Here is a 23,353-nt window from a genome sequence, read left to right on the forward strand (position 1 = left end):
ATCTTATAGAGTGGAGGAAGCAACATGAAGAAATGGGTAAAGGTAACGCTGTCTATCACTGGAGGCATTGTCTTATTAGCGTGTGCCGGCGGATATTACGTGTATAAAAATTATTTTCCAAAGGAACCTGAGCGTATTGTATATGATAAAGAAAGAGTGCTACAACCGATACATAATCAGCTTAAAGGAATCAATATAGAAAATGTAAAGATAAAAGAAAGAGAAGTCGTAAATGCGAATGTAGATGAGCTTCAAAAAATGATTGATGATGGAAAGTTGTCATATGAAGAATTAACGAGTATTTATCTCTTTAGAATACAAGAACATGATCAAAATGGAATAACATTAAATTCTGTTACAGAGATAAATCCTAATGCGATGGAAGAAGCAAGAAAGTTAGATCAAGAGCGGGGTAGAAACAAAAATTCGAATTTATATGGTATTCCTGTCGTTGTAAAAGATAATGTACAGACGGAAAAAGTGATGCCGACTAGTGCAGGAACTTATGTATTAAAAGATTGGATTGCAGATCAAGACGCAACAATTGTGAAGCAGTTGAAAGAAGAAGGAGCATTTGTTTTAGGAAAAGCGAATATGTCTGAGTGGGCGAACTATTTATCTTTTACAATGCCAAGCGGGTATAGCGGGAAGAAAGGACAAAATTTAAACCCGTACGGTCCGATTACATTCGATACTTCAGGATCAAGTTCAGGATCTGCTACAGTAGTTGCAGCAGATTTTGCGCCGCTTGCAATTGGAACAGAAACGACGGGATCGATTGTTGCACCAGCGGCGCAGCAATCAGTAGTTGGGTTACGTCCATCTTTAGGTAGGGTAAGTAGAACAGGAATTATTCCATTAGCTGAAACTCTTGATACAGCAGGACCTATGGCAAGAACAGTAAAAGATGTAGCAACGTTATTTAATGCAATGATAGGTTATGACGAAAAAGATGTTATGACAGAAAAAATGAAAGATAAAGAAAGAATTGATTATACAAAGGATTTATCAATAGATGGATTAAAAGGGAAAAAGATAGGGCTTCTTTTTTCTGTAGACCAACAAGATGAAAATAGAAAAGTAGTAGCAGAAAAAATTAGAAAAGACCTTCAAGATGCAGGTGCGATATTAACTGATAATATCCAGTTAAGTGCTGAGGGTGTAGATAATTTGCAAACATTAGAATATGAGTTCAAGCATAATGTAAACGACTATCTTTCACAGCAAAAGAATGTACCGGTAAAATCGTTAGAAGAGATTATAGCGTTTAATAAAAAGGATAGTAAAAGACGAATAAAATACGGACAAACATTAATTGAGGGGTCTGAAAAATCTGCTATAACGAAAGAAGAGTTCGAAAACGTAGTACAAACGAGTCAAGCAAATGCAAAAAAAGAGCTAGATAGGTATTTAGTAGAAAAAGGTTTGGATGCTCTAGTTATGATTAATAACGATGAAGTTCTTCTATCAGCTGTAGCTGGTTATCCGGAATTAGCGGTTCCTGCTGGATATGATAAAAATGGAGAACCAATCGGTGTAGTGTTTGTAGGGAAACAGTTTGGTGAAAGAGAGCTTTTCAATATGGGATATGCGTATGAACAGCAGTCTAAAAATAGAAAATCACCTAGTTTATAAAAGATTATATGAAAAATAACTGGAATCCACCGAAATTATGTTGGTGGATTCCAGTTAAACGAATCTAACAATATGAAAAGAAAAAAAGGATTCTTCTCAATTAGTAAGAAAGATTGTCTATAGGAGTTCATAAAATGTAATATATTCAATTTCCATCCATTGAAGGGGGAGGTTAATTCTTAATGAATGAAGTAAAGAGTTTTTTTCGAAGTAGAGGGTTTCAACGGTTTCTCGTTTTAATAATAGTAGCGCTTGTATTATACGCATTAAAAAGTATGATCAATTTAATATTAATTACGTTTATACTGACGTTTTTAATGGATCGATTTCAACGTTTTATTTCAAGAAAATTGAAAGTAAACCGGAAAATTGTTATTGCATGTTTGTATATAATACTAGTTTCCTTTATAGGCACAACGTTATATAAATATTTACCTGTGCTGACGATACAAATTTCACAATTAATTTATCAATTTAAACTATTTTTTCAAAATCCACCTGATAATGAAATCGTTAAATATGTACTTTCGACAATTAATGGGATGGAAGTATCAAAATATATAGAACAAGGTGTAGATGTTATATATCAATCAATAGCAAATATAGGGAAGGTAAGTTTACAAATATTATTATCTCTAATTTTAAGCTTATTTTTCTTATTAGAAAAAGAGCGTATTATTACATTTACATCTAAGTTTAAAGATAGTAAGTTAAAAATCTTTTATGAGGAAATTGCATATTTTGGTGAAAGATTTGCAAGATCGTTCGGAAAAGTAATTGAAGCTCAGTTTTTAATTGCCGTTGTAAATTGTATTCTTACTGTCATTGCATTAATTGTTTTAGGATTTCCACAGCTACTTGTATTAGCTGTTATGGTTTTCTTACTAGGGTTGATTCCTGTTGCAGGTGTGATTATTTCTTTGTTTCCACTTTGTATCATTGCTTACAACGTAGGCGGAGTTATGTACGTAGTATACATACTCGTGTTCATAACAGTAATCCACGCTCTTGAAAGTTATTTTTTAAATCCGAAGTTTATGTCTGCAAAAACAAATTTACCAATCTTTTATACATTTATGATTCTCATCTTCTCAGAGCATTTCCTCGGAATATGGGGGCTTATTATCGGGATACCAATCTTTATCTTTTTATTAGATGTACTTGATATAAATAATGAGGATGCGACTAAAAAATAAGAAATGATAGAAAATCATTAAAAGGTCATAGGGGATAATTAAGATAAAAAAGCAATCCAAAATAAATTGGATTGCTTTTTTATCTTAATTAAAGAACCGGAGCCATTGTTTCTTTTAATACTTGAACAGAGTGATCGAATTTTAATTCTTCTTCTTCACTTAATTCAACCTCTAAAATTTCACGAACACCGCCACGATTTAAAACAGCAGGTACCCCGATATAAACATCTTTTTGACCATATTGCCCTTCTAAGTAAGCTGATACAGTTAATACACTATTTTCGTCGTTTAAAATTGCTTTTGTAACACGTAGAAGTGACATACCGATACCATAATAAGTTGCGCCTTTACGCTCAATAATATGGTAAGCTGCATCACGGACGTTTATGAAAATTTTGTCTAAATCTTCTTGATTATACGTGTTGTCTTTTTCAAGCAGTGTTTGTAGTTTTTGGATACCAACGGAAACATGACTCCAAACAGGAAGTTCAGTATCGCCGTGTTCTCCGATAATATAAGCGTGAATGTTGTGTGGACCAATATCGAAGTACTCACCTAACATATAGCGGAAACGAGCAGAATCAAGCGTTGTACCAGAACCGATTACACGTTCTTTCGGTAAACCAGATTCTTTCCAAGTTACGTAAGTTAAAATATCTACAGGGTTTGTTGCGATTAAGAAGATGCCATCAAATCCGCTATCCATAATACTGCGAACGATTTGTTTAAAGATTTTAGCGTTTTTCTCAACTAAATCTAAACGTGTTTCGCCTGGCTTTTGTGGTAATCCAGCTGTAATAACTACAAGGTCAGCATCTTTACAATCTTCGTAGCTGCCTTTCCATACTCTAGTTGGAGCTGGTGCGAATGGAACAGCATGACTTAAATCCATTGCTTCTCCTTCAGCTTTTGCTTCATTTACATCGACTAAAACAAATTCTTCAGCTACAGCTTGGTTAATCATGCAGTAAGCATAACTACATCCAACTGCTCCTGTTCCTACTAATACAACACGGTTAATCCCTTTTTTCATTTCAAAATTCCTCGCAATTTCATTGATTTTATTATGTAAGATAATACGTCTTACTTCTATAGAGTCATATCTAGTTTATTACATTTTATAAAAGATATTCAAGTATTTGAAAATGTATCCGTGCAAATCCGCGAACAAAACATAGGAATTCAGTGAACCGAATATAATTCAGTAAAATCCTTTGTAAAAGGGGAAATGGCATGGGGAATCCATTAGCAATGGAAGAAATGCTTCATATTATTCATGCAGGGCTTGTTAAAAAGAATAACCCAAAACGGATTACGATTGCAGGTGCAGGGATTTCTGGATTAGTTGCAGGTTCTTTATTAAAAGAGGCTGGGCACGAAGTAACGATTATAGAAGCAAATAACAGAATAGGTGGCAGGGTGTATACGATTCAGGAACCATTTAGTGTGGGTTTATATTTTAATGCGGGACCGATGAGAATCCCTGATACCCATAAGTTAACCTTAGCGTATATTCATAAATTTAAACTACCTTTAAACCTTTTTATAAATAAAACTTTTGCAGATATCATTTATACGAATAACATTCAAACGAGATTGAATGTGTTTGAAAATGATCCAAGTGTACTTGAATATCCGGTTTTGGATAAAGAAAAAGGAAAAACGGCAGAAGAGCTAATGATTGAGGTATTAGAACCAATACTAAATTATATTAAGAAGGATCCTGATAAAAACTGGCTTATTGTTGAAAAAAAGTATAAAACGTATTCGCTTGGTTCATTTTTAATGGAGTATTATTCAGATGGTGCAATAGATATGATTGGGGTACTTCTTGATATGGAAGCTTATATGGGAATGTCCTTAATTGAAGTATTACGTGAAATGATTTTCTTTACTTCAACAACGAAATATTATGAAATAACTGGTGGAATGGATAAGTTATCGAATGCATTCTTACCACAATTAAGAGAACATATTTTAATGCCGTATAAGGTTGATAAAATCATACAAGAAGATAATAAAGTAATGTTACAAGGAAATCATGAACAAACGTTAGAGCAATTTACAATAACAAGTGATTTTGCTATTATTACAATTCCATTTTCAGCGTTAAGATTTGTAGAAGTTCAGCCATACTATTTATTCTCTTATTTTAAAAAAAGAGCAATTCGTGAATTAAATTATATTGCTGCAACTAAAATTGCAATAGAGTTTAAAAGTAGATTTTGGGAGAAAGCGGGACAGTGTGGCGGTAAATCTATTACTGATTTACCGATACGGTTTACATACTATCCGAGTTATGGCATTCATACTCCAGGACCAGCTATCGTAATAGCAAGTTATACGTGGGCAGATGAGGCGTTAACATGGGATAGTCTCCCGCAAAGAGATCGTATTCGTTACGCATTAAAAAATTTAGCGGAAATATACGGTGACATCGTCTATAGTGAGTTTGTCACTGGAACATCTTTTAGCTGGAGTAAAAATCCGTATTCTTGCGGTGCATTTACAGCTTTCGAACCAGGCCAAGAGCTCGAGTTATTTCCGTATATTACACCACCATCTGGAAAAGTACATTTTGCAGGAGAGCATACGACATTAACACATGGATGGATGCAAGGGGCAATTGAGTCTGGAGTAAGAGTTGCATATGAAGTAAATGAACAGTGAATCTCTTATATTTACAAATGGTCATTCTTTTAATAAAATGATAAATATAAATCGTAATTATTACGCTTTGAATACATTTGAAGTAAAGAAATGGATGGTCGGTTGAATGAATAAAGTGGAGATTCATATATTAGGTGGTTTTTTAGGTAGTGGAAAATCAACATTATTACAAAATTTATTGTTAGCAGAGAAAAAGAAGAATAGAAAAGTTGCAGTATTAATGAATGAAATTGGTGAATACTCGGTAGATACAGATATTATTGGAAAAGAGAATGTTTTAAGAGAACTACTTAAAGGATGTATTTGTTGTACATTAAAAGAAGAGCTTGAAATACAATTACATTCGTTATACCAACAAGAAAGACCAGATGTAATTTATATAGAAACGACAGGTGTTGCGCATCCAATTGAAGTGTTAGACGCGTGTGTCTCGCCAATTTTAGCTCCTTTTCTGGAAGTAAAATCAATTGTAGTCGTTTTAGATGCAGTAAGGTGGTTAAACCGAAGTATATTAAGTGCAAATGTACAACAGCTATTGCATGAGCAACTGAAATTTGGTAGTCACATTCTTGTTAATAAAGCAGATTTACTAACAGATGAAGATAAGAACACAGTATTTGAAGAAGTAAAGGCAATAAATGATCATGCGAAAATGTATGAGACAAAGTATTGCAATATATCTTTAAAAGATATAGAGGAAGCAGAATTTCCGAATGATGAGGAACATGAGACACTACATGTCAAACAGCATTTACATATACAAACGATGACGTATCAATTTACGAAACCGATTGATCAAGACAAATTATATGAATGGCTTTCGAATTTACCAGATAGTATTTATCGAGTGAAAGGTTTTGTGAAATTCCATGGAGATAAATACCCTCACCTATTCCAATATTCGTTCGGAGTACCAACTTTACTAGAACAAGACTTCGGTTTCCCGACAAACTTAGTAGTAATAGGAGAAGGACTAGATAAGAAACAATTGGCTGAAGGGTTAGAGAAAGTAGAACTTAACTCTAATTAAGGGGAAAAGACTAACTTAAAAATAAGTTAGTCTTTTTGTATGGTCATTACTGAAATGAAACAGTATTTTCAATTGGATTGCAGAATATATATTGATTGTATGTCCGTTTCCATTACATAGGAAGGTGATTATATATTTGTGCCGAATGTAGAGGGTACTACAAGAGTTTTCCATTATCTATCGAATTAGTTAGTCATGATTACGGACAGGGGATTTTGGCGTGTTTGATTCTATCAGAAAGTAAAGTATGGGGAGGATCACAATGTCGATGAAAAAACGTAAGTGGCTAAAGATAATGTTTACTGGTTGTGTTTTAGGTTCGTTATTAATAACGGCAGCTTGTTCAGGAAAGAAAACAAGTACAGAGGATGAAAAAACGATTAAGGTAGGAGTCCTTGCTTCTTTAACAGGACCGCTAGAATCGTATGGAAAACAAACAGTGAACGGATTTGAATTAGGGTTAGATTATGCAACTGGTGGAACTGGGAAAGTAGATGGGAAAAAGATTAAGGTTGTTGTAGAAGATACAGAAACGAAAGCGGATGTAGCAGTTAAAAAAGCTACGAAGTTATTAGAAGAAGAGAAAGTTGATTTTTTAGTTGGATCGTCTAGTTCAAGTGATACGTTAGCGGTTTTACCACTGGCTGAAGAATATGAAAAGATTATGGTTGTAGAACCGGCAGTTGCGGATAGTATTACCGGGAAGAACTGGAATAAATATATTTTTAGAACCGGAAGAAGTTCCTCACAAGATGCGATTGCAGGAGCAGCAGCAATTGCGAAAAAAGATGTAAAGATTGCGACATTTGCCCCAGATAACGCTTTTGGTCGTGAAGGGATTGCTGCATTTAAAGCGGGTGCGAAAAAATTAGGTGCGAACATTGTGAATGAGCAATACGCGGATACAAATTCAACAGATTTTACAGCGAATATTCAAAATATCATTAGTTCAAAACCAGATTATTTATTTATCGTTTGGGCAGGGGCAAATTCACCTTGGAAACAGTTGAAAGATATGAATGTGGAAGCGCAAGGTATTAAAATTTCTACAGGTGCGCCAGATATACCAGCATTAAAAACAATGGATGCATTAGTAGGTATGCAAGGTTTTTCTGTATATTATCACACACTTCCAAAAAATAAAGTGAATGATTGGCTAGTTGAAGAGCATAAAAAACGTTTTAATGGTGCAGTGCCAGATTTGTTTACAGCGGGAGGAATGTCAGCAGCAATTTCTATTGTAGAAGCCTTAAAGAAAACAAAAGGTGATACAGATGTAGATACCTTGATTAAGAAAATGGAAGGAATGGAATTTGATACACCGAAAGGAAAGATGAAGTTTAGAGAGAAGGACCACCAAGCGATGCAGACACTGTATTCTATCACATTGAAAAAGCAAGACGGTGTTGATTATCCGGTGCCAGTGTTAGAGCGAGAATTAACGATGAAAGAAACAGAACCACCAGTTCAAAATAAATAGACTGAATTTTCTGTTGTTTTTGTATAAAGAGGGGGGACCCTCTTTATACATATTTCTTTCATACTCACGGCTTTAAAGGGAGGGATTTCGTGACACATTTGCTAGAGACGAAAAATCTTAGCGTATCTTTTGGTGAACATCATGTTATTAAAGATGTAAATTTAACTGTCCAAAAAGGAAAGCTCATTTCTATTATCGGGCCAAATGGTGCGGGGAAGACAACATTATTTAATTTACTAAGTGGACAGATTTCACCCACAACAGGTGAAGTGTATTTTAAAGGGCAAGATATTACAAAACTATCGATTTCAGATCGAACACGCTTAGGAATCGGTCGCTCTTTTCAACTTACAAACATATTCCCAGAATTAACGGTACTTGAAAATGTCCGTTTAAGTGTTCAATCATTCGTACAAGATTACTATAGTTTTTTCCCGAGTTCAGCAAAATTAAAGCAACAAGTTGGAGAGGCGAGACGTTTCTTAAAAACAGTATTACTTCACGAGAAAGAGAACGTATTAGCGAAAGATTTGGCACATGGAGAGAAAAGAAAGCTAGAACTTGCGATGTTATTAGCTTTAAAAACGGATGTGTTATTACTTGATGAGCCGACGGCAGGTATTTCGATTGAAGAGGTCCCTGCTATATTACAAGTGATTGAAAATATTAAGAAACATCCAGAGAGCACAATTGTACTTATCGAACACAAAATGGATATGATACTAGGTTTGTCAGATCATCTTATCGTTTTATTTCATGGAGAGTTATTGGCTGAAGGATTGCCAGAAGAAATTATGAAAGATGAGCGTGTACAAAGTGCTTATTTAGGGGGATTATATAGTGGCACTATTACAAGTGAATAATATAGAAACGTATTTAGATCAGTTTCATATTTTGCAAGGAGTATCTCTTACTGTTGAGAAAGGGACGATTACTGTACTGTTTGGTAGAAACGGGGCAGGGAAAACAACGACATTACGTTCAGTGATGGGGTTTCACCGCATTGCAGATGGTGAAATTTATTATGATAGTGCAAAAGTAAGTGGATTACCTACACATTTAATTTCAAGGAAAGGAATAGGATATGTACCAGAAAATCAAGGTATTTTTCATGATTTGACAGTAGAAGAAACATTCGCTCTTGCTAGGGGGAAAGGTGAAGAAGTAGAAGGGAAAATAGAGTGGATGCTAGAACTATTTCCGGATTTAAAGCAGTTTTGGAATAAGAAAAGTGGGCTCTTGAGCGGAGGGCAAAAGCAAATGTTGGCTATTTCAAGAGCGTTTATTAATAGTGATGGATTATTACTTATTGATGAACCGAGCAAAGGGCTATCCCCGATAATGGTGGAGAAATTAATGGTAGCTATTTTGAAGATGAAAGAGAAAACAACAGTTTTACTTGTTGAGCAAAATTTTATGATGGCTAGTCAAATTGGCGATTATTTTTACATTATGGATAACGGACGAATTGTTCATAACGGTTTTATGAATGAATTAAAAAAGGATAAGGAAATGTGTCATAAATATTTAGGAATCTCTTAACATGAATCCGAGGTGAAAAGGATGGATGTGTTAATCAATTTATTTGTAAATGGGATTTCAACAGGGATGCTCATTTTTTTGTTAGCATCAGGTCTTTCACTTATTTTCGGTCTAATGAGCGTTTTAAACTTTGCACACGGTGGTTTATTTGCGTGGGGAGCATTTACAGGTGTTTGGTTATTTAATATGACAGGAAGTTATATATTAGCTTTAGTTGGAGCAGTAGCTATGGGAATGTTCCTAGGATTTATTTTAGAAAGGTTTCTTATTAGACCAGTATATGGAAATCATGTTCGACAGCTGCTCGTTACGCTTGGGGGAATGCTCGTTCTTAGTGAGTGTATTAAAATATTTTGGGGGCCAAACCCTATTAGTGCAAAATTACCGTTATGGTTACAAGGAAGTTTTACATCCGGAGGTATTATATTAATTAAATATCGTCTATTTGTTATTTTGATTGGGGTAATTATTTACATTGCACTACTATTATTACTCAAAAAGACGAAGATAGGTCTTATGATCCGTGCAGGTGTAATGGATAAAGAAATGGTTCAAGCGCTTGGCATTAATGTAAAAGCGATATTTTCTTTCGTCTTTTTATTAGGAGCAGGGATGGCAGCTTTGGGAGGTTTCTTATTAGCACCGTATTCGGGCGTTATTTTCGCCGAGATGGGCATGCAGTATGCAATTTTAGCTTTTATAGTAGTAATTATCGGAGGATTAGGAAGCGTACAAGGTTCAGCTATTGCTTCTTTAATTGTCGGATTAGCTGGTGCTTTTACAGCGTATTTTATACCAGATTTATCACTTGCAATTAATATGTTAATGTTACTATTTTTCTTAATAGTAAAGCCAACTGGGCTTGTTGGTGAAAAGGGGTGAAATGGTGAACAACACATTGGACCGAATTAAAGTATACTTCGGAGTATGTATGCTCATTTGTTTAAGTGTATTTCCGTTCGTAAATGATTCACGGAGCCTGTTAATTTTGTTCACTCAAATCTTCATCTTTGCTATTTTTGCAATGAGTTTTGATGTATTGCTTGGGTATACAGGAATTGTATCGTTCGGTCATTGTATGTTCTTTGGTATAGGAGCATATGGGGTAGCGCTTTTATTTGATCGACAAGGCGTATCAATAACGAACTTTTTAATTGGAATAGTAGCTGCAATTATCATTTCAGCAATCGTTAGTTATATAATTGGTTTACTTTCTTTACGATTGAAAAGTCATTTTTATGCAATGTTAACACTTGCTATTTCACAGTTGTTTTTCGTACTTGCTGAAAAATGGCGTGGGCTTACTCACGGAGGAGATGGTTTTACATTTGGGGTACCAGAAATATTCCGTGATCGTTTTACTTTTTATTATGTATCACTTGTATGTTTATGCTTCATTTTTATTCTATTACGTCTTTTTACAAAGTCTTCTATTGGGAAAGTATTAAAGGCAATTTCACAAAATGAACAACGTGTTGAAGCACTTGGATATAAAGTCCTCCATTATAAAATAATCGCAAGTGTAGTCGCAGGAATAGTAGCTGCAATTAGCGGTGGTTTATTTGTTATTACATTGCGCTTTGTCAATACGACTGTATTTTCAATTGAAATGACACTAAATGCACTCTTAATGACAATGATTGGAGGAGTGGGAACATTAATTGGAGCTATTGCTGGGTCTGGGATTATTGAATCACTAAAATATTATTTATCAGAACTAGCGACGGAATATCCGATTTTTGAAAGATGGACGATTATTCTAGGTTTATTGTATATTATCGTGCTACTCGTTTTTCCGAAAGGATTGGTTGGGACGGTTAAGAAATTGAAGAGTTTTAAAAGGAATAAAAAGGAGAAAAGTACAGAAGTGGAGCAAAACGTGTGAAAAATCAATTGTATACAAAATAAAAATCCCTCTTTTATATTCGTTAAAGAGGGATTTTTATTTTGAAAAAAGTTTGTAATCAAAGTCATTTTATTAATCAAATAGTTCATCAGGGATATGCTTTATAAAGGTTTGATTCGTAAAAAAATGAACAGCTAAATTCTCAAGGGGAACATCTTCAATTATTACTAATGTATCATTTTTAATCGGTAAAAAAGCTATTCCTTTTCCATCATTAATAAACTCTTCCATAAGCGAATAAGAATCCAACTGTTGAAGTTGTCGCAGAGATAGATTGTTTTCTTTTAGAAATTGTATTGTCTTATTCCTAAAAGGGCACTTTTTGTCATTGCTAACGAAGAAAATTTCTTTTGAATAATCAATGGTACATTTTTCTTTCGCTTTTAATAAGCCTACAGAAATTGAGGTTGTGAACACTTTTTTAAACGATGCGTCAGGATAATCCTCATAAGTTAAGACCATATCAACTTTTTGTTGCTGCAGTAATTTTTGCAAATGACTACTACTTTCTACATATATTTGATAATTTCTGAAATTTACTTTAATACGCTTACTTAAATAATTTGTCAAAATAGATTGTGACGTCGCTATTATATAAGAAGAACCACTCGTTTTAATTTCATCTTTTACTTCTTCTAATAGAGTTAATATTTTATTCGTGTAATCTAATAAAATGTCACCAGCAGGTAACAAGGAAACACCTTTGTTATCTCTATGTAGTAAAGGCGTTTCTAATTCTTGTTCTAATTTTTTGATTCGCTCAGTTACGTTCGGTTGAACATATCCTAACTCTTTAGCAGCTTTACTAATAGAACCCTCACTGGCCACAGTTTTGAATATAATAAGATCATTTATTTCCATGTATCTCAGCCCCTTATGCACTATCATTATAAATGATACCAAACATAATTTATACCTATTTTACGTTAGCCGCTTATCGATTTATCATAATGTATATAAGATTGAAAGCGAGTGATAAACATGATTGGAATGCAATATAAGGTCATTCTTCCAAAGGATTATGACATGGAAATTATTAAGAAAAGGGTAAAGGATAATGGCTATAAAACTGATGGTTTCCAAGAACTAAATTTTAAAGCTTATTTAATTACGGAAACGGAGAAAGACGGGAATTTTTATAACTGCTATGCACCTTTATATATTTGGAATGGTCATGAAGGGATGAATAAATTTATCTTTGAAGGGTATTACGATAACATTTTACAATCTTTTGGATGGCAACAAATACATATAGGTGTTCCATTAGTGGTTAATCTAAGTGATGGATTTAAGAAAAGTAGATATGTTGTTGAATATGCAGGAAGTATTTCTCAAAGTAAAACACTGATTGGGACTCAATTAAGCACTATGAATGAAGATGTACAAAACAACGAAAAGTGTTTAGGGAATGTAATCGTTTATAATTCGGATAAATGGGGGTATAGTAGGTTTGAGTTTTATGAAGAGAAGCCTGATATTGTAGTGAATAAGGGTGTTACAGTATATGAGATTTTACACATTTCACGATGAAATTTTGTTGTATATTAAAAATAAGAAAAGGAATGAAAGTCTATGCCTTTTGTGAAGATTTATTATTCTGAAAACATATTAAATGAAGAAGAGTTGGAAAAAATGGGTGAATGTATCCATCTTTCATTAATTGAACATTTTAACATCCCTGAAAATGATTATTTTCAAATGTTCTTACCTTACCAACAAAACAAATTTTTATATAATCCATATTATTTGTTGGAAAGAGGAGAAAAGAGAACAGAGAATATGATTTATGTTTCTATTACATGTGGACCGGGAAGAACGGTGCAACAGAAAAAAGATTTGTATCAATCGGTATCCTTGAAAATTACGGAATATTCCGACGTTAAAACTTCGGATATTTTTATTACACTAAATGAGACAGCTGCTGAAAACTGGTCATTTGGTCAAGGAATAGCACAAATGGTGAAAATAAAGGGAGAAAAAAATGAAAAATGAACTTATTGAAGTACATATTAAAAAGAAAATGAGAGAAATGTCACCTGCATTTGCTCATTATAGTGAAAAGATATTATTTGAGGAAGTGTGGCGGGATGCCACTTTAACATTAAGAGAAAGAAGTTTGTGTACTGTGTCAGCACTAATCAGTCTCGGTAATACAGAACAATTACAATTTCATCTGAAGCTAGCTAAACAAAATGGGGTTATGGAGAATGAATTGGTTGCATTAATAACACATATGGCTTTTTACGTTGGTTGGCCAAAAGCTATGGCAGCTTTAAATATAGTAATGAATGAAATGAAAAGTTAAGAATAATGATAAGTAAGAATTCATGTTTATATGAATTCTTACTTATCATTATTTATGCAATACTCTATCGCTATATTTATTACATTTTATCTTGCTTTTTTATCACTTGCGTAGTAAAGTGATAGTAAGATGAACGCTAGGAAGTGATGAAACATGCGTGATAATACGATAGGATCATTAATATGGTTACGTTTAATACGATTTACGAACCAAAGTAATCAAATGTCAAATGAGTTTTTAAAACGTTTTGATTTAACGACAGCTCAATTTGATGTGCTTTTGCAAATACGTACGTATCAACCACTCACACAAATGGAGTTAGCTGAAAAGGTAACTGTTACACAAGGTGGCATTTCTCGAATGTTAACTCGTCTTGAAAAAGAAGGATATATTGTACGAAAACAAGATTGGAAAACGAAAACAATTAGTCTTACAGAGCAAGGAGAAGCAGCTTTAGAGAGAGCATTGCCAGAGCAACTTGCATTTCAATCTTCGTTTTTTGATGATGTATTAAATGAAGAAGAGCAGAAAATATTATACGAGCTGATGACGAAAGTTCATAAGCATAGCGAAAAAAAAGAATTACCGCAAGAGTAATTTTTTTTACATCATCAATTGACTAATCAAGTGATGAGATAGGTAATACGGAGATATACTTGACTTACCAACGTTTTTAGAAGAAAAACTAATACTACAGTATTAAAGGGGAGAGTAACTATGGAAAAATACCGTATAGATACAAGAAAAGGAATTGAGTTTGGGTTATATTCAATTGGTGATCATGTTTTAAATCCACATAATGGGGAGAAAATTACGCCAGAGAAAAGAATTCACGAACTAATTGATACAGCTAAGTTAGCAGATGAGGCAGGACTTGATGTGTTTGCTGTCGGCGAAAGTCATCAAACACATTTTACAACGCAAGCTCATACAGTTATTTTAGGTGCGGTCGCGCAAGCTACGAAAAATATAAAAATTGCAAGTTCAGCAACGATATTAAGTACATCTGACCCAGTTCGAGTATATGAGGATTTCGCTACAATTGACTTGATTTCTAATGGACGTGCAGAAATTGTGGCTGGTCGTGGATCTCGTATTGGGGGATATAGTTTACTTGGTTATGACGTGAATGATTATGAAGAATTATTCGAAGAGAAGATGGATCTTTTATTAAAAATTAATAACGAGGAACATGTCACATGGAATGGACAGTTCAGAGCACCGCTCGCACATGCATCGGTTATTCCGAGAGCGAAAAATAATAACTTACCAATTTGGCGTGCAGTTGGAGGTCCACCAGCTAGTGCAATTAAAGCAGGACGTGCAGGTGTGCCAATGATGATAACAACACTTGGTGGTCCAGCAATTAACTTTAAAGTGTCAGTAGATGCTTACCGCGAGGCTGCTCAGCAAAGTGGATTTGATCCAGCTAGTTTACCAGTTGCGACAACGAGTTTATTTTATACGGCAAAAAATTCACAAGATGCACTTAGTGAATATTATCCTCACATTAATGCTGGTATGCTTACACTGCGCGGTGGTGGGTATCCGAAACAGCAATTTACAAATGCAATAGATTACCGTGATGCTTTAATGGTTGGTAGCCCACAACAAATCATTGAGAAAATGCTTTACCAATATGAATTGTTTGGCCAACAACGCTTTATGGCACAAATTGATTTTGGCGGTGTACCATTTGATAAAATTGAGAAAAATATTGAATTAATTGCTACTGAAATATTACCAGCCGTTAGAAAACATACAGCAAAATAAATAAAAAAACTGGGAGTCTAATTGACTCTCAGTTTTTTATTTGTTATGGGAAAATGACAAAAAAATGAACTTTTAGTCGAGGGAGAGGGAAGTTATTTTCTATTTTTGAATAACATTATTTCGAGTTTGAATTTTGAAAATACATTTTTCTCTTGACAAAAAATAAGCATTTATCGAGGGTAGTTTCGAGGACATTTTTTCGGTTGAAAGTCAAGTGTATGAAGAAAAAACGATTGTTTTATAGATATAAAAGTAAGAAGTATATTGAAAAAACACATTTTGCTAATGAAAAAAATCTGATTCAAAAAAATGACAAAAGACATATTTCAGACAAAATGATGTCAATAATACGTCAAAAATAACCTGAATTTACTATGCAGGTATATTATACAATTCGATTAACGAATAAAACACTACAGAAATAGTGAAAAGGTAAAAATTAGCATTGCAATAGTTTGAAAAACTGAAACTTCATATTTTTCGACAATACATACAAAATGTTTTTGTCTTTTCGTATTTCTTAATAATTGAGTTTGATAAGATTGCTCAATTAACTTTTATTATAAAAATTATGAAGGAAGTGATTTTAGTATGGAAACGCTCGAATTGGCACGAATACAGTTCGCATCAACAACGATTTTCCATTACTTTTTTGTTCCGCTGTCAATTGGTTTAGCTTTTATTATTGCGATCATGCAAACGTTGTATGTGGTAAAAGGACAAGAAGTATATAAGAAGATGGCAAAGTTTTGGACGCAATTATTCCTTATTAACTTTGCAGTAGGTGTAGTAACAGGTATTTTACAAGAATTTCAGTTTGGTATGAACTGGTCAACGTATTCACGTTTTGTAGGTGATGTATTTGGTCCCTCGCTTGCAATTGAAGGATTACTGGCATTTTTCATTGAGTCTACATTCCTAGGTTTATGGGTATTCGGTGAGGATAAATTACCGAAGCGAATTCACTTAATGTGTATTTGGCTCCTTTCAATTGGAACGATGTTATCAGCATTCTGGATTTTAACTGCAAGTGCATTTATGCAGTCACCTGTCGGGTATGAAATGGCAGCTGATGGTCGTGCGCAAATGAATGATTTCTTAGCCATTATTCAAAACCCACAACTATGGGTACAATTCCCGCATACAATTACAGCGGCAATTGCAACAGGTGCATTCTTTATTGCGGGTGTAAGTGCATGGAAAATTACAAAAGGACAAGAAACTGTAGTATTTAAAAAATCTTTCCGAATTTCTATCATTGTTGGAACAATTACAACGGCGCTTGTATTGTTCTTTGGTCATGCACAAGCGCAACAATTAATTAAGACACATCCAATGAAGATGGCGGCAGCTGAAGCGCTATGGAATACAAGTGAGGATCCAGCACCATTTACAGTATTTTCGAAAATTGATACAGAGAAGAAAGAAAATTCGTTTGAAATTCAAATCCCTTATATGCTAAGTCTATTATCGTATGATAAGTTTAGCGGTCAAGTTGAAGGGATGAATCAAATTCAAAAACAATATGAGGAAAAATATGGACCTGGAGATTATATTCCTCCAGTGCATACAATGTTTTGGAGTTTTAGAGCGATGGTAATGAGTGGAACATTCATGCTTCTTCTAGGAGCTTACGGATGGTTCTTATCAAGAAAAGATCGTTTAGCTGAAAAAACGTGGTATTTAAAATTAATGGTGTATGCAATTTCTCTTCCATTCATCGGTAATACAGTAGGGTGGATTATGACTGAAATGGGTCGTCAACCTTGGGTAGTATTTGGTGTAATGAAAACAGAAGATGCTGTATCACCAAATGTAACATTCGGTGAAGTATTATTCTCACTTATTTCATTCACATCAATGTATTTAATTATGGGTGGAATTTGTGTGTACTTATTTGTTCGTACCATTAAGGGCCACACGAATAAGAAAACGAAAAAGGATTATCAAAGCCATGATCCATTTGATAAGGAGGAAGAGTATGTTATCTCTTAATGAGTTGTGGTTTTTAGTTATTGCAATCTTGTTTGTTGGATTCTTCGTACTGGAAGGTTTCGATTTTGGTGTAGGAATGGTTTCGAGGTTTTTAGGAAAAAATGATTTTGAAAAACGAGTTTACTTAAATACAATAGGACCGTTCTGGCACGCGAATGAAGTATGGCTTGTTTGTGCTGGTGGAGCCATGTTTGCGGCATTTCCGCACTGGTATGCAACTTTATTTAGTGGTTTTTATATTCCATTTGTATTTATGCTTCTTGCTTTAATTTTAAGAGGTGTTTCCTTTAAATTTCGTGCGAAAATAGATAATCATAAATGGAAGAGCGCATGGGATTGGGGGATGTTTATTGGAAGTATGTTACCTCCTATCCTTTGGGGAGTTGCGATTGCAAACTTTATGGTAGGTGTACCTATTGATGAGAGTAAAAATGTTGTAGGTGGATTCTTGCAATTACTTCATCCATTTGCGTTACTTGGAGGAGTAATGTTTCTCCTACTATGTATTGTTCACGGATTACAATTTCTTACGATACGTACAACTGGTAAATTGAGAGAACGTGCACGAATTGCTGCAATAAAAATTGCACCATTTTCATTAATTACACTTCTTGTTTTTGCTGGTGTGGGGTTATGGAAAACCGACATTTTCACTGCTCATGGAACAGAATGGATTATGGTACCAATCGGAGCTTTTGTAGCACTATTAGTGTCCACTTTATTAAATAAAAGAAGAAGAGATGGTTGGGCTTTCTTTATGACGAGTTTAACGATCATTTTACTAAGTGCGAGTGTATTTATCGGTATGTTCCCACGTGTTATGATTAGCTCTTTAGGAGCAATGAATGATTTGACAATTTACAACGCAGCATCAGGAGCTTATGCATTAAAACTTATGACTTACTTTGCGATTGCTATTTTGCCTTTCGTTATCGGAAGTCAAATATGGAGTTATTATGTATTTAGACAACCTGTTAAGTCAGACAACGATTTGGAGTACTAATGAAAAGAAAAAGAGGACTTCCGTCTTATCCCGGTAGCCGTATTTTATATGTAGCGTTAACGATTATTAGTATTTTAGAAGCTTTTAGTATTATTGCGCAAACAATCTTTTTAGCACGAGCTATTACGTTTTTATTTCATGGAGAGACAGTACAAACAATATTAAGTGAAGTTGTTTATTTTGGTATCGCGTTTGCAGCGCGTAACATAGTAGTTCGAACATCACAAATATTAGTGGAACGTTTTGCTGAAAAAACAGGGTCGTTACTAAGAAAACAATTGATAGAGGCATATTTCACATTAGGTCCAAGGTATGTTCAAACTGTTGGAACTGGTCATCTGGTTACCTTATCAATTGAGGGGATTGAGAAATTTAAAACATATATTGAATTAACGATTCCTAAAATGATTAGAAGTAGTATCGTTCCAGGTCTAATTGTACTATACGTTTTTACGCTAGATATTGAGTCTGGAATCATTTTAGTTGTAACGATTCCTATCGTGATCATATTTATGATTCTTCTCGGATTAGCAGCGCAAAAAATGGCAGATAGTCAGTATGAGATATATCGTGTACTTTCGAATCATTTTGTAGATACGTTAAAAGGTTTAGAAACATTAAAGTATTTAGGGAAAAGTGAACAGCACGAAGGAAAGATTGAAAAAGTAAGTAAAAGATATAGAAAAGCAACGATGCGTACTTTGCGAGTTGCTTTTCTTTCTTCTTTTGCATTAGATTTCTTTACGAGTTTATCAATCGCGTTTGTTGCAGTTGGATTAGGGATACGTTTAATAGATGGAACGATTATACTATTACCAGCCCTTACAATTTTGATTTTAGCTCCGGAATATTTTCTGCCGATTAAACAAGTGGGAGCAAATTATCATGCGACATTAGATGGACAAATTGCGATGGAGCAAATAGAAGAGATTTTGCAACAACAAAAAGGAATACAAAAGAAAGATTTAAATGAAGATATAGTATGGAATGCCTCTAGTAGCTTGAAATTACAAGATATCAAAGTTAATAATGCTGAATCTGAAAAGGCTATATTAGAAGGGATTAATTTTACTTGGGAAGGTAACGGTGCTATTGGTGTTATTGGTGAAAGTGGTGCAGGGAAATCGACGTTAATCGACGTATTAGCAGGTTTTTTATCTCCTTCGAGTGGAAAGATTTTAGTAAATGGTGTAGAAGTTGATGGATCTACTCGTGAAGATTGGCAAAAAAATATTGCTTATATTCCGCAGCAACCTTATATTTTTCCGCTTTCATTAAAGGATAATATTCGTTTTTATGAAACAAATGCAACAGATGAAGAAGTTGAAAGAGTTATTAATGAAGTCGGCCTTTGTTCACTCGTTACATCACTTCCAAATGGGATGCACGAAAGAATTGGAGAAGGTGGACGTATGCTAAGTGGCGGACAAGAACAGCGTGTTGCTATGGCGCGTGCGCTTTTAAGTAAAAAACCAATCATTTTATTAGATGAGCCTACGGCACATCTTGATATTGAAACCGAATTTGAAATAAAGCAAGCGATGTTACGTCTATTTAATGGAAAGTTAGTATTTTTAGCAACTCACCGTCTACATTGGATGAAACATATGGACCATATCCTTATTTTAAATAAAGGGGAAATGAAAGAAAGTGGGACGTATGAAGAACTTTTAGAGAATGAGACATTACATTTTCATAGGGAAGAGAGGGGAGAGAAATGAGTAACTGGGTTAAACCTTATATAAAACAAAATAAAGGTAGAATGACTTTAACTATTTTCCTTGGTCTTCTTGGAGTTAGTTCAGGAGCGATGTTACTTTTTATTTCAGGTTATTTAATCTCAAAATCTGCCCTTAGACCAGAAAATGTAATGGCTGTATATGTTCCTATTGTTGCAACAAGAGCGTTTAGTATAGGGCAAGCTGTGTTTCATTATATAGAGCGCTTAGTCGGACATGATGTCGTACTACGTATATTAGAAAAAATGAGAACGAAGCTATATAGAATCGTAGAACCACAGGCGTTATTTTTCCGTTCTCGATTTCAAACGGGTGATATGTTAGGAGTGTTATCCGAAGATATAGAGCATTTGCAAAACCTATATTTACGTACAATATTTCCTAGTATATTAGCGCTAGTTGTTTATAGTATCTTCGTACTTGTTATCGGTGCATTTGATTTTGTTTTTGCACTTATTGTAGGTTGTATGTTAGCTATTATCGTGTTTCTTCTTCCATTTGTATCATTACTTTTGATGAAGAAACACCATGTTACTTTAAAGCAAGGCAGAAGCCGTTTGTATCAACAACTGACAGATGCTGTTTTTGGATTATCTGATTGGCAAGCAAGTGGTCGTAAAGATGAATTTATTAATGAGTATGTAAAACAAAATGATCAGTTGTTAAAAATCGAAAAGAGAGTGAAACGCTGGTATCATATTCGGGACAGTATCATTCAATTAGTAGTAGGTATTGTAGTTATTTCGATGATCATATGGACTGGGAATGGAGCGGCAAGTGAACAAATTGCTCCTACAGTTATCGCAGCTTTCGTATTAATGACTTTATCTGTAACGAACGCGCTTATTCCTATTGCAGATGCCATCGATCGAATCCCGTCGTATGTAGAATCTACCCATCGTCTTAATGGCGTAGAAAGTGATAGTGTTTTACACGATGAAATGGATTTGCATGGAGAGAAAGATTATATTGAACCAAAACGTGTAGATATTGAACTGAATCACGTATCGTATAGTTATCCAGATAGTAATGAGATTGTATTAAAAGATGTATCATTACAAATAAAAGCAGGGAAGAAAATTGCTATTTTAGGGAGAAGTGGGACAGGGAAATCTACTTTACTAAAATTGTTAACAGGGGCGTTAAGCCCAGTAAATGGCCAAGTTGTATTGAATGGTGAACGAGCTCATACGAATCTTTTATCTAAATATATTTCTGTATTAAATCAAAAGCCGCATTTGTTTGATACGACAATTGGAAATAATGTACGAATTGGCAAACCAGAGGCGACGGATGAAGAGATATGGAAAGCTTTAGAGAAAGCACAACTAGCTTCACATGTTACTTCTCTTCCAGACGGATTACAAACAAAAATGCATGAAATGGGAAAGCGGTTTTCTGGTGGGGAAAGACAAAGGGTTGCTTTTGCTAGAACTCTTATGCAAGAAACACCCATCATTGTACTTGATGAACCGACTATCGGTTTAGATCCGAAAACAGAATTGTCTTTAATTGAAACAATGTTTTCTGCAACGGAAGAAAAGACGGTTATTTGGATTACGCACCATCTTGTAGGAATAGAACATGTAGACGAAGTTATATTCCTTGATCGTGGCCAAATTGTCATGCAAGGTAGTCATAAACAACTTCTGAAAGAAAATGAAAAGTATCGTAAACTTTATGAGTTAGATAAAGGAATATAATTTGAATAAGCAATAATTGTAAAAATAGCTACGCCTAATGGTGAAGCTATTTTTTTTTGTTAGATTGCAGGTGTATATGATTGTTACGAATTAAAAATGAATTTCATATTATACATATAATGGAGGGATGTACATGAAGGAGCAATATAAAATCATTGTTTTAAGTGATGAATTATCAGGGGATAGGATTCGAAATACATTAGACAAAAATAAATGTAAAACAATAGTTCATGTTGTAGACGTTTCAGATGTTGTTCGAATAGAAAATTCTTTTCAATATATAGTCATTTGGAGAGTGGACGCAGAAAAACTTACAAATGAATTGATAAATAGGGGCGTGCAAAGTTCAAAAATTATTAATTTAACAAAATACATGTATGAATGGAAGGACAAATTAATTTCTATCTATCAAATAAATCCGGATCTTATGTCTTTATACATTTCTATGAAAAAAGCAAAGAGTGATCCGACGTATGAATTGTTTGCTACCGGTTTGTCTTATCCACATTGTGGCATAAGTACGGAGCTCCTCTCAAAAAAGTCAATAAAATTAACACTTCCATCTCAAGATCTATACTATGATTATTTAATAGCGTCACAACTTCTATCAAACACTCATTCATTTCAATATTGTTTAATAGGAATAGCCTATTTCTCGTTTTTCTTTGATATGTCGTTATCATCTGAATCGTATAGAATTCACAAAGTATATTATCCATTGTTTCAAGATGGTCATCATACTGTAGTTCATTCTCCTCTACCCACTGATGGATTCTTACATCTAAATACTCCGAAACCACTTCTTTCTATTTTTAATTTGCATTTTGAATATATTTTATTAGATGAACTAAAAGATGAATCATTGATACTGCCTTGGATAAATGCTGAATGGAATATCATTCCACTTCACATTCCTTTTGAAGAACACGGGAAAATAAGAGCAGCTTCACATGCTAAATTGGCGTATCCTCATACTTTAGTTGAAAATAAAATGATTTTTAAGAAATATTTAGAATTACTGTTAAAAAACGATATAAAGCCATTAATTGTTGTATTCCCTGTTACTTCACATTATTTCAATTGTAGTAGTAAGAAATTAAAAGAAGATTTTTATAAAGTTATAAATGAGTTTCAAACTCAATATTCTTTTCAAATTATAGATCTATTTGATTCGCCATTATTTTGTGAGGATGATTTTTATGATAGTGATCATATGAATAAAAAAGGTGCAAATAAAATGTCCGCGTTATTAAATATGTTTATTCAGGAACGAAAAGTATGATATTTTGTTTCATGTTTGCATAAATGTATATAGGCTCCATACAGTTAAAGTAATGTGATTTTTGTGTCGCGTATATAAATAATATGCGAAGAGG

General features: G+C 34.0%; 21 protein-coding genes. 19 read left to right on the top strand and 2 right to left on the bottom strand.

Translation table 11 applies throughout. The annotated features are described in order from the left end of the window. The first annotated feature begins 24 nt into the window (after positions 1 to 24). Both ACW0JX_RS09455 and ACW0JX_RS09460 read left to right on the top strand, forming a co-directional pair. The gene (locus ACW0JX_RS09455; protein WP_459245617.1) at positions 25 to 1,635 is read left to right on the top strand and encodes an amidase family protein; all 1,611 of its coding nucleotides are present in this window, start codon (positions 25 to 27) and stop codon (positions 1,633 to 1,635) included. A gap of 182 nt (positions 1,636 to 1,817) precedes the next feature. Beyond that, positions 1,818 to 2,831, top strand: coding sequence for an AI-2E family transporter (locus tag ACW0JX_RS09460; RefSeq protein WP_001006602.1), 1,014 nt, complete (start codon positions 1,818 to 1,820; stop codon positions 2,829 to 2,831). 88 nt (positions 2,832 to 2,919) lie between these two features. Here the strand turns inward: ACW0JX_RS09460 and ACW0JX_RS09465 are convergent, their stop codons facing one another. Beyond that, positions 2,920 to 3,864 carry an L-lactate dehydrogenase gene (locus tag ACW0JX_RS09465; RefSeq protein WP_000715322.1) on the bottom strand — a complete coding sequence of 315 codons (945 nt, stop codon included), beginning with the start codon at positions 3,862 to 3,864 and terminating at the stop codon, positions 2,920 to 2,922. 200 nt (positions 3,865 to 4,064) lie between these two features. Between ACW0JX_RS09465 and ACW0JX_RS09470 the strand changes: the two genes are divergently transcribed. The 7 genes from ACW0JX_RS09470 (at position 4,065) to ACW0JX_RS09500 (ending at position 11,438) form a co-directional block, all read left to right on the top strand. Next, complete coding sequence (locus ACW0JX_RS09470; RefSeq protein ID WP_459245618.1) at positions 4,065 to 5,501, top strand: flavin monoamine oxidase family protein; 1,437 nt, start codon at positions 4,065 to 4,067, stop codon at positions 5,499 to 5,501. 106 nt (positions 5,502 to 5,607) lie between these two features. Continuing rightward, positions 5,608 to 6,531: a CobW family GTP-binding protein gene (locus ACW0JX_RS09475; protein ID WP_001044939.1), complete on the top strand. Its 924-nt coding sequence runs from the start codon at positions 5,608 to 5,610 to the stop codon at positions 6,529 to 6,531. 262 nt (positions 6,532 to 6,793) lie between these two features. Continuing rightward, positions 6,794 to 8,011 carry a substrate-binding domain-containing protein gene (locus tag ACW0JX_RS09480; protein ID WP_459245619.1) on the top strand — a complete coding sequence of 406 codons (1,218 nt, stop codon included), beginning with the start codon at positions 6,794 to 6,796 and terminating at the stop codon, positions 8,009 to 8,011. A gap of 89 nt (positions 8,012 to 8,100) precedes the next feature. Further along, positions 8,101 to 8,874, top strand: coding sequence for an ABC transporter ATP-binding protein (locus tag ACW0JX_RS09485; RefSeq protein WP_459245620.1), 774 nt, complete (start codon positions 8,101 to 8,103; stop codon positions 8,872 to 8,874). Further along, positions 8,852 to 9,553, top strand: a complete 702-nt coding sequence (locus tag ACW0JX_RS09490) for an ABC transporter ATP-binding protein (RefSeq protein WP_001196709.1) — start codon at positions 8,852 to 8,854, stop codon at positions 9,551 to 9,553. Before ACW0JX_RS09485 ends, ACW0JX_RS09490 begins: the two co-directional genes overlap by 23 nt. Before the next feature lie 21 nt (positions 9,554 to 9,574). Beyond that, positions 9,575 to 10,435 carry a branched-chain amino acid ABC transporter permease gene (locus ACW0JX_RS09495; protein ID WP_089170816.1) on the top strand — a complete coding sequence of 287 codons (861 nt, stop codon included), beginning with the start codon at positions 9,575 to 9,577 and terminating at the stop codon, positions 10,433 to 10,435. A gap of 49 nt (positions 10,436 to 10,484) precedes the next feature. Next, positions 10,485 to 11,438 carry a branched-chain amino acid ABC transporter permease gene (locus ACW0JX_RS09500; protein ID WP_141558597.1) on the top strand — a complete coding sequence of 318 codons (954 nt, stop codon included), beginning with the start codon at positions 10,485 to 10,487 and terminating at the stop codon, positions 11,436 to 11,438. A gap of 93 nt (positions 11,439 to 11,531) precedes the next feature. Here the strand turns inward: ACW0JX_RS09500 and ACW0JX_RS09505 are convergent, their stop codons facing one another. Next, positions 11,532 to 12,320: a LysR family transcriptional regulator gene (locus ACW0JX_RS09505; RefSeq protein ID WP_446026020.1), complete on the bottom strand. Its 789-nt coding sequence runs from the start codon at positions 12,318 to 12,320 to the stop codon at positions 11,532 to 11,534. Positions 12,321 to 12,440: 120 nt separating this feature from the next. On the opposite strand from ACW0JX_RS09505, the gene ACW0JX_RS09510 reads away from it, so the two are divergent. From ACW0JX_RS09510 to ACW0JX_RS09555, 10 genes are all read left to right on the top strand, one after another. After that, positions 12,441 to 12,989 carry a DUF4865 family protein gene (locus ACW0JX_RS09510; protein WP_459245621.1) on the top strand — a complete coding sequence of 183 codons (549 nt, stop codon included), beginning with the start codon at positions 12,441 to 12,443 and terminating at the stop codon, positions 12,987 to 12,989. 42 nt (positions 12,990 to 13,031) lie between these two features. Continuing rightward, positions 13,032 to 13,451, top strand: coding sequence for a tautomerase family protein (locus ACW0JX_RS09515; protein WP_023521709.1), 420 nt, complete (start codon positions 13,032 to 13,034; stop codon positions 13,449 to 13,451). Beyond that, positions 13,441 to 13,764, top strand: a complete 324-nt coding sequence (locus ACW0JX_RS09520) for a carboxymuconolactone decarboxylase family protein (RefSeq protein WP_000787201.1) — start codon at positions 13,441 to 13,443, stop codon at positions 13,762 to 13,764. The genes ACW0JX_RS09515 and ACW0JX_RS09520 overlap by 11 nt, the downstream gene beginning before the upstream one ends. 153 nt (positions 13,765 to 13,917) lie before the next feature. Continuing rightward, the gene (locus ACW0JX_RS09525) at positions 13,918 to 14,361 is read left to right on the top strand and encodes a MarR family winged helix-turn-helix transcriptional regulator (protein ID WP_001205523.1); all 444 of its coding nucleotides are present in this window, start codon (positions 13,918 to 13,920) and stop codon (positions 14,359 to 14,361) included. A 120-nt stretch (positions 14,362 to 14,481) separates the two neighbouring features. Further along, entirely contained in the window at positions 14,482 to 15,537 is a 1,056-nt protein-coding gene (locus tag ACW0JX_RS09530; protein ID WP_089170819.1) for an LLM class flavin-dependent oxidoreductase, read from the top strand. A gap of 591 nt (positions 15,538 to 16,128) precedes the next feature. After that, complete coding sequence (gene cydA / locus ACW0JX_RS09535) at positions 16,129 to 17,532, top strand: cytochrome ubiquinol oxidase subunit I (RefSeq protein ID WP_000448870.1); 1,404 nt, start codon at positions 16,129 to 16,131, stop codon at positions 17,530 to 17,532. Continuing rightward, complete coding sequence (gene cydB, locus ACW0JX_RS09540; protein ID WP_000950083.1) at positions 17,519 to 18,535, top strand: cytochrome d ubiquinol oxidase subunit II; 1,017 nt, start codon at positions 17,519 to 17,521, stop codon at positions 18,533 to 18,535. Before cydA ends, cydB begins: the two co-directional genes overlap by 14 nt. Beyond that, positions 18,535 to 20,256, top strand: coding sequence for a thiol reductant ABC exporter subunit CydD (gene cydD / locus ACW0JX_RS09545; protein WP_459245622.1), 1,722 nt, complete (start codon positions 18,535 to 18,537; stop codon positions 20,254 to 20,256). The genes cydB and cydD overlap by 1 nt, the downstream gene beginning before the upstream one ends. Then, a complete protein-coding gene (gene cydC / locus ACW0JX_RS09550; RefSeq protein ID WP_089170821.1) occupies positions 20,253 to 21,977 on the top strand; it encodes a thiol reductant ABC exporter subunit CydC in 1,725 nt (574 codons plus the stop codon). Before cydD ends, cydC begins: the two co-directional genes overlap by 4 nt. Positions 21,978 to 22,110: 133 nt before the next feature. Then, entirely contained in the window at positions 22,111 to 23,259 is a 1,149-nt protein-coding gene (locus ACW0JX_RS09555) for a hypothetical protein (protein WP_459245623.1), read from the top strand. Positions 23,260 to 23,353: the final 94 nt, after the last annotated feature.

The organism is Bacillus sp. C-3-6, from assembly GCF_054509685.1.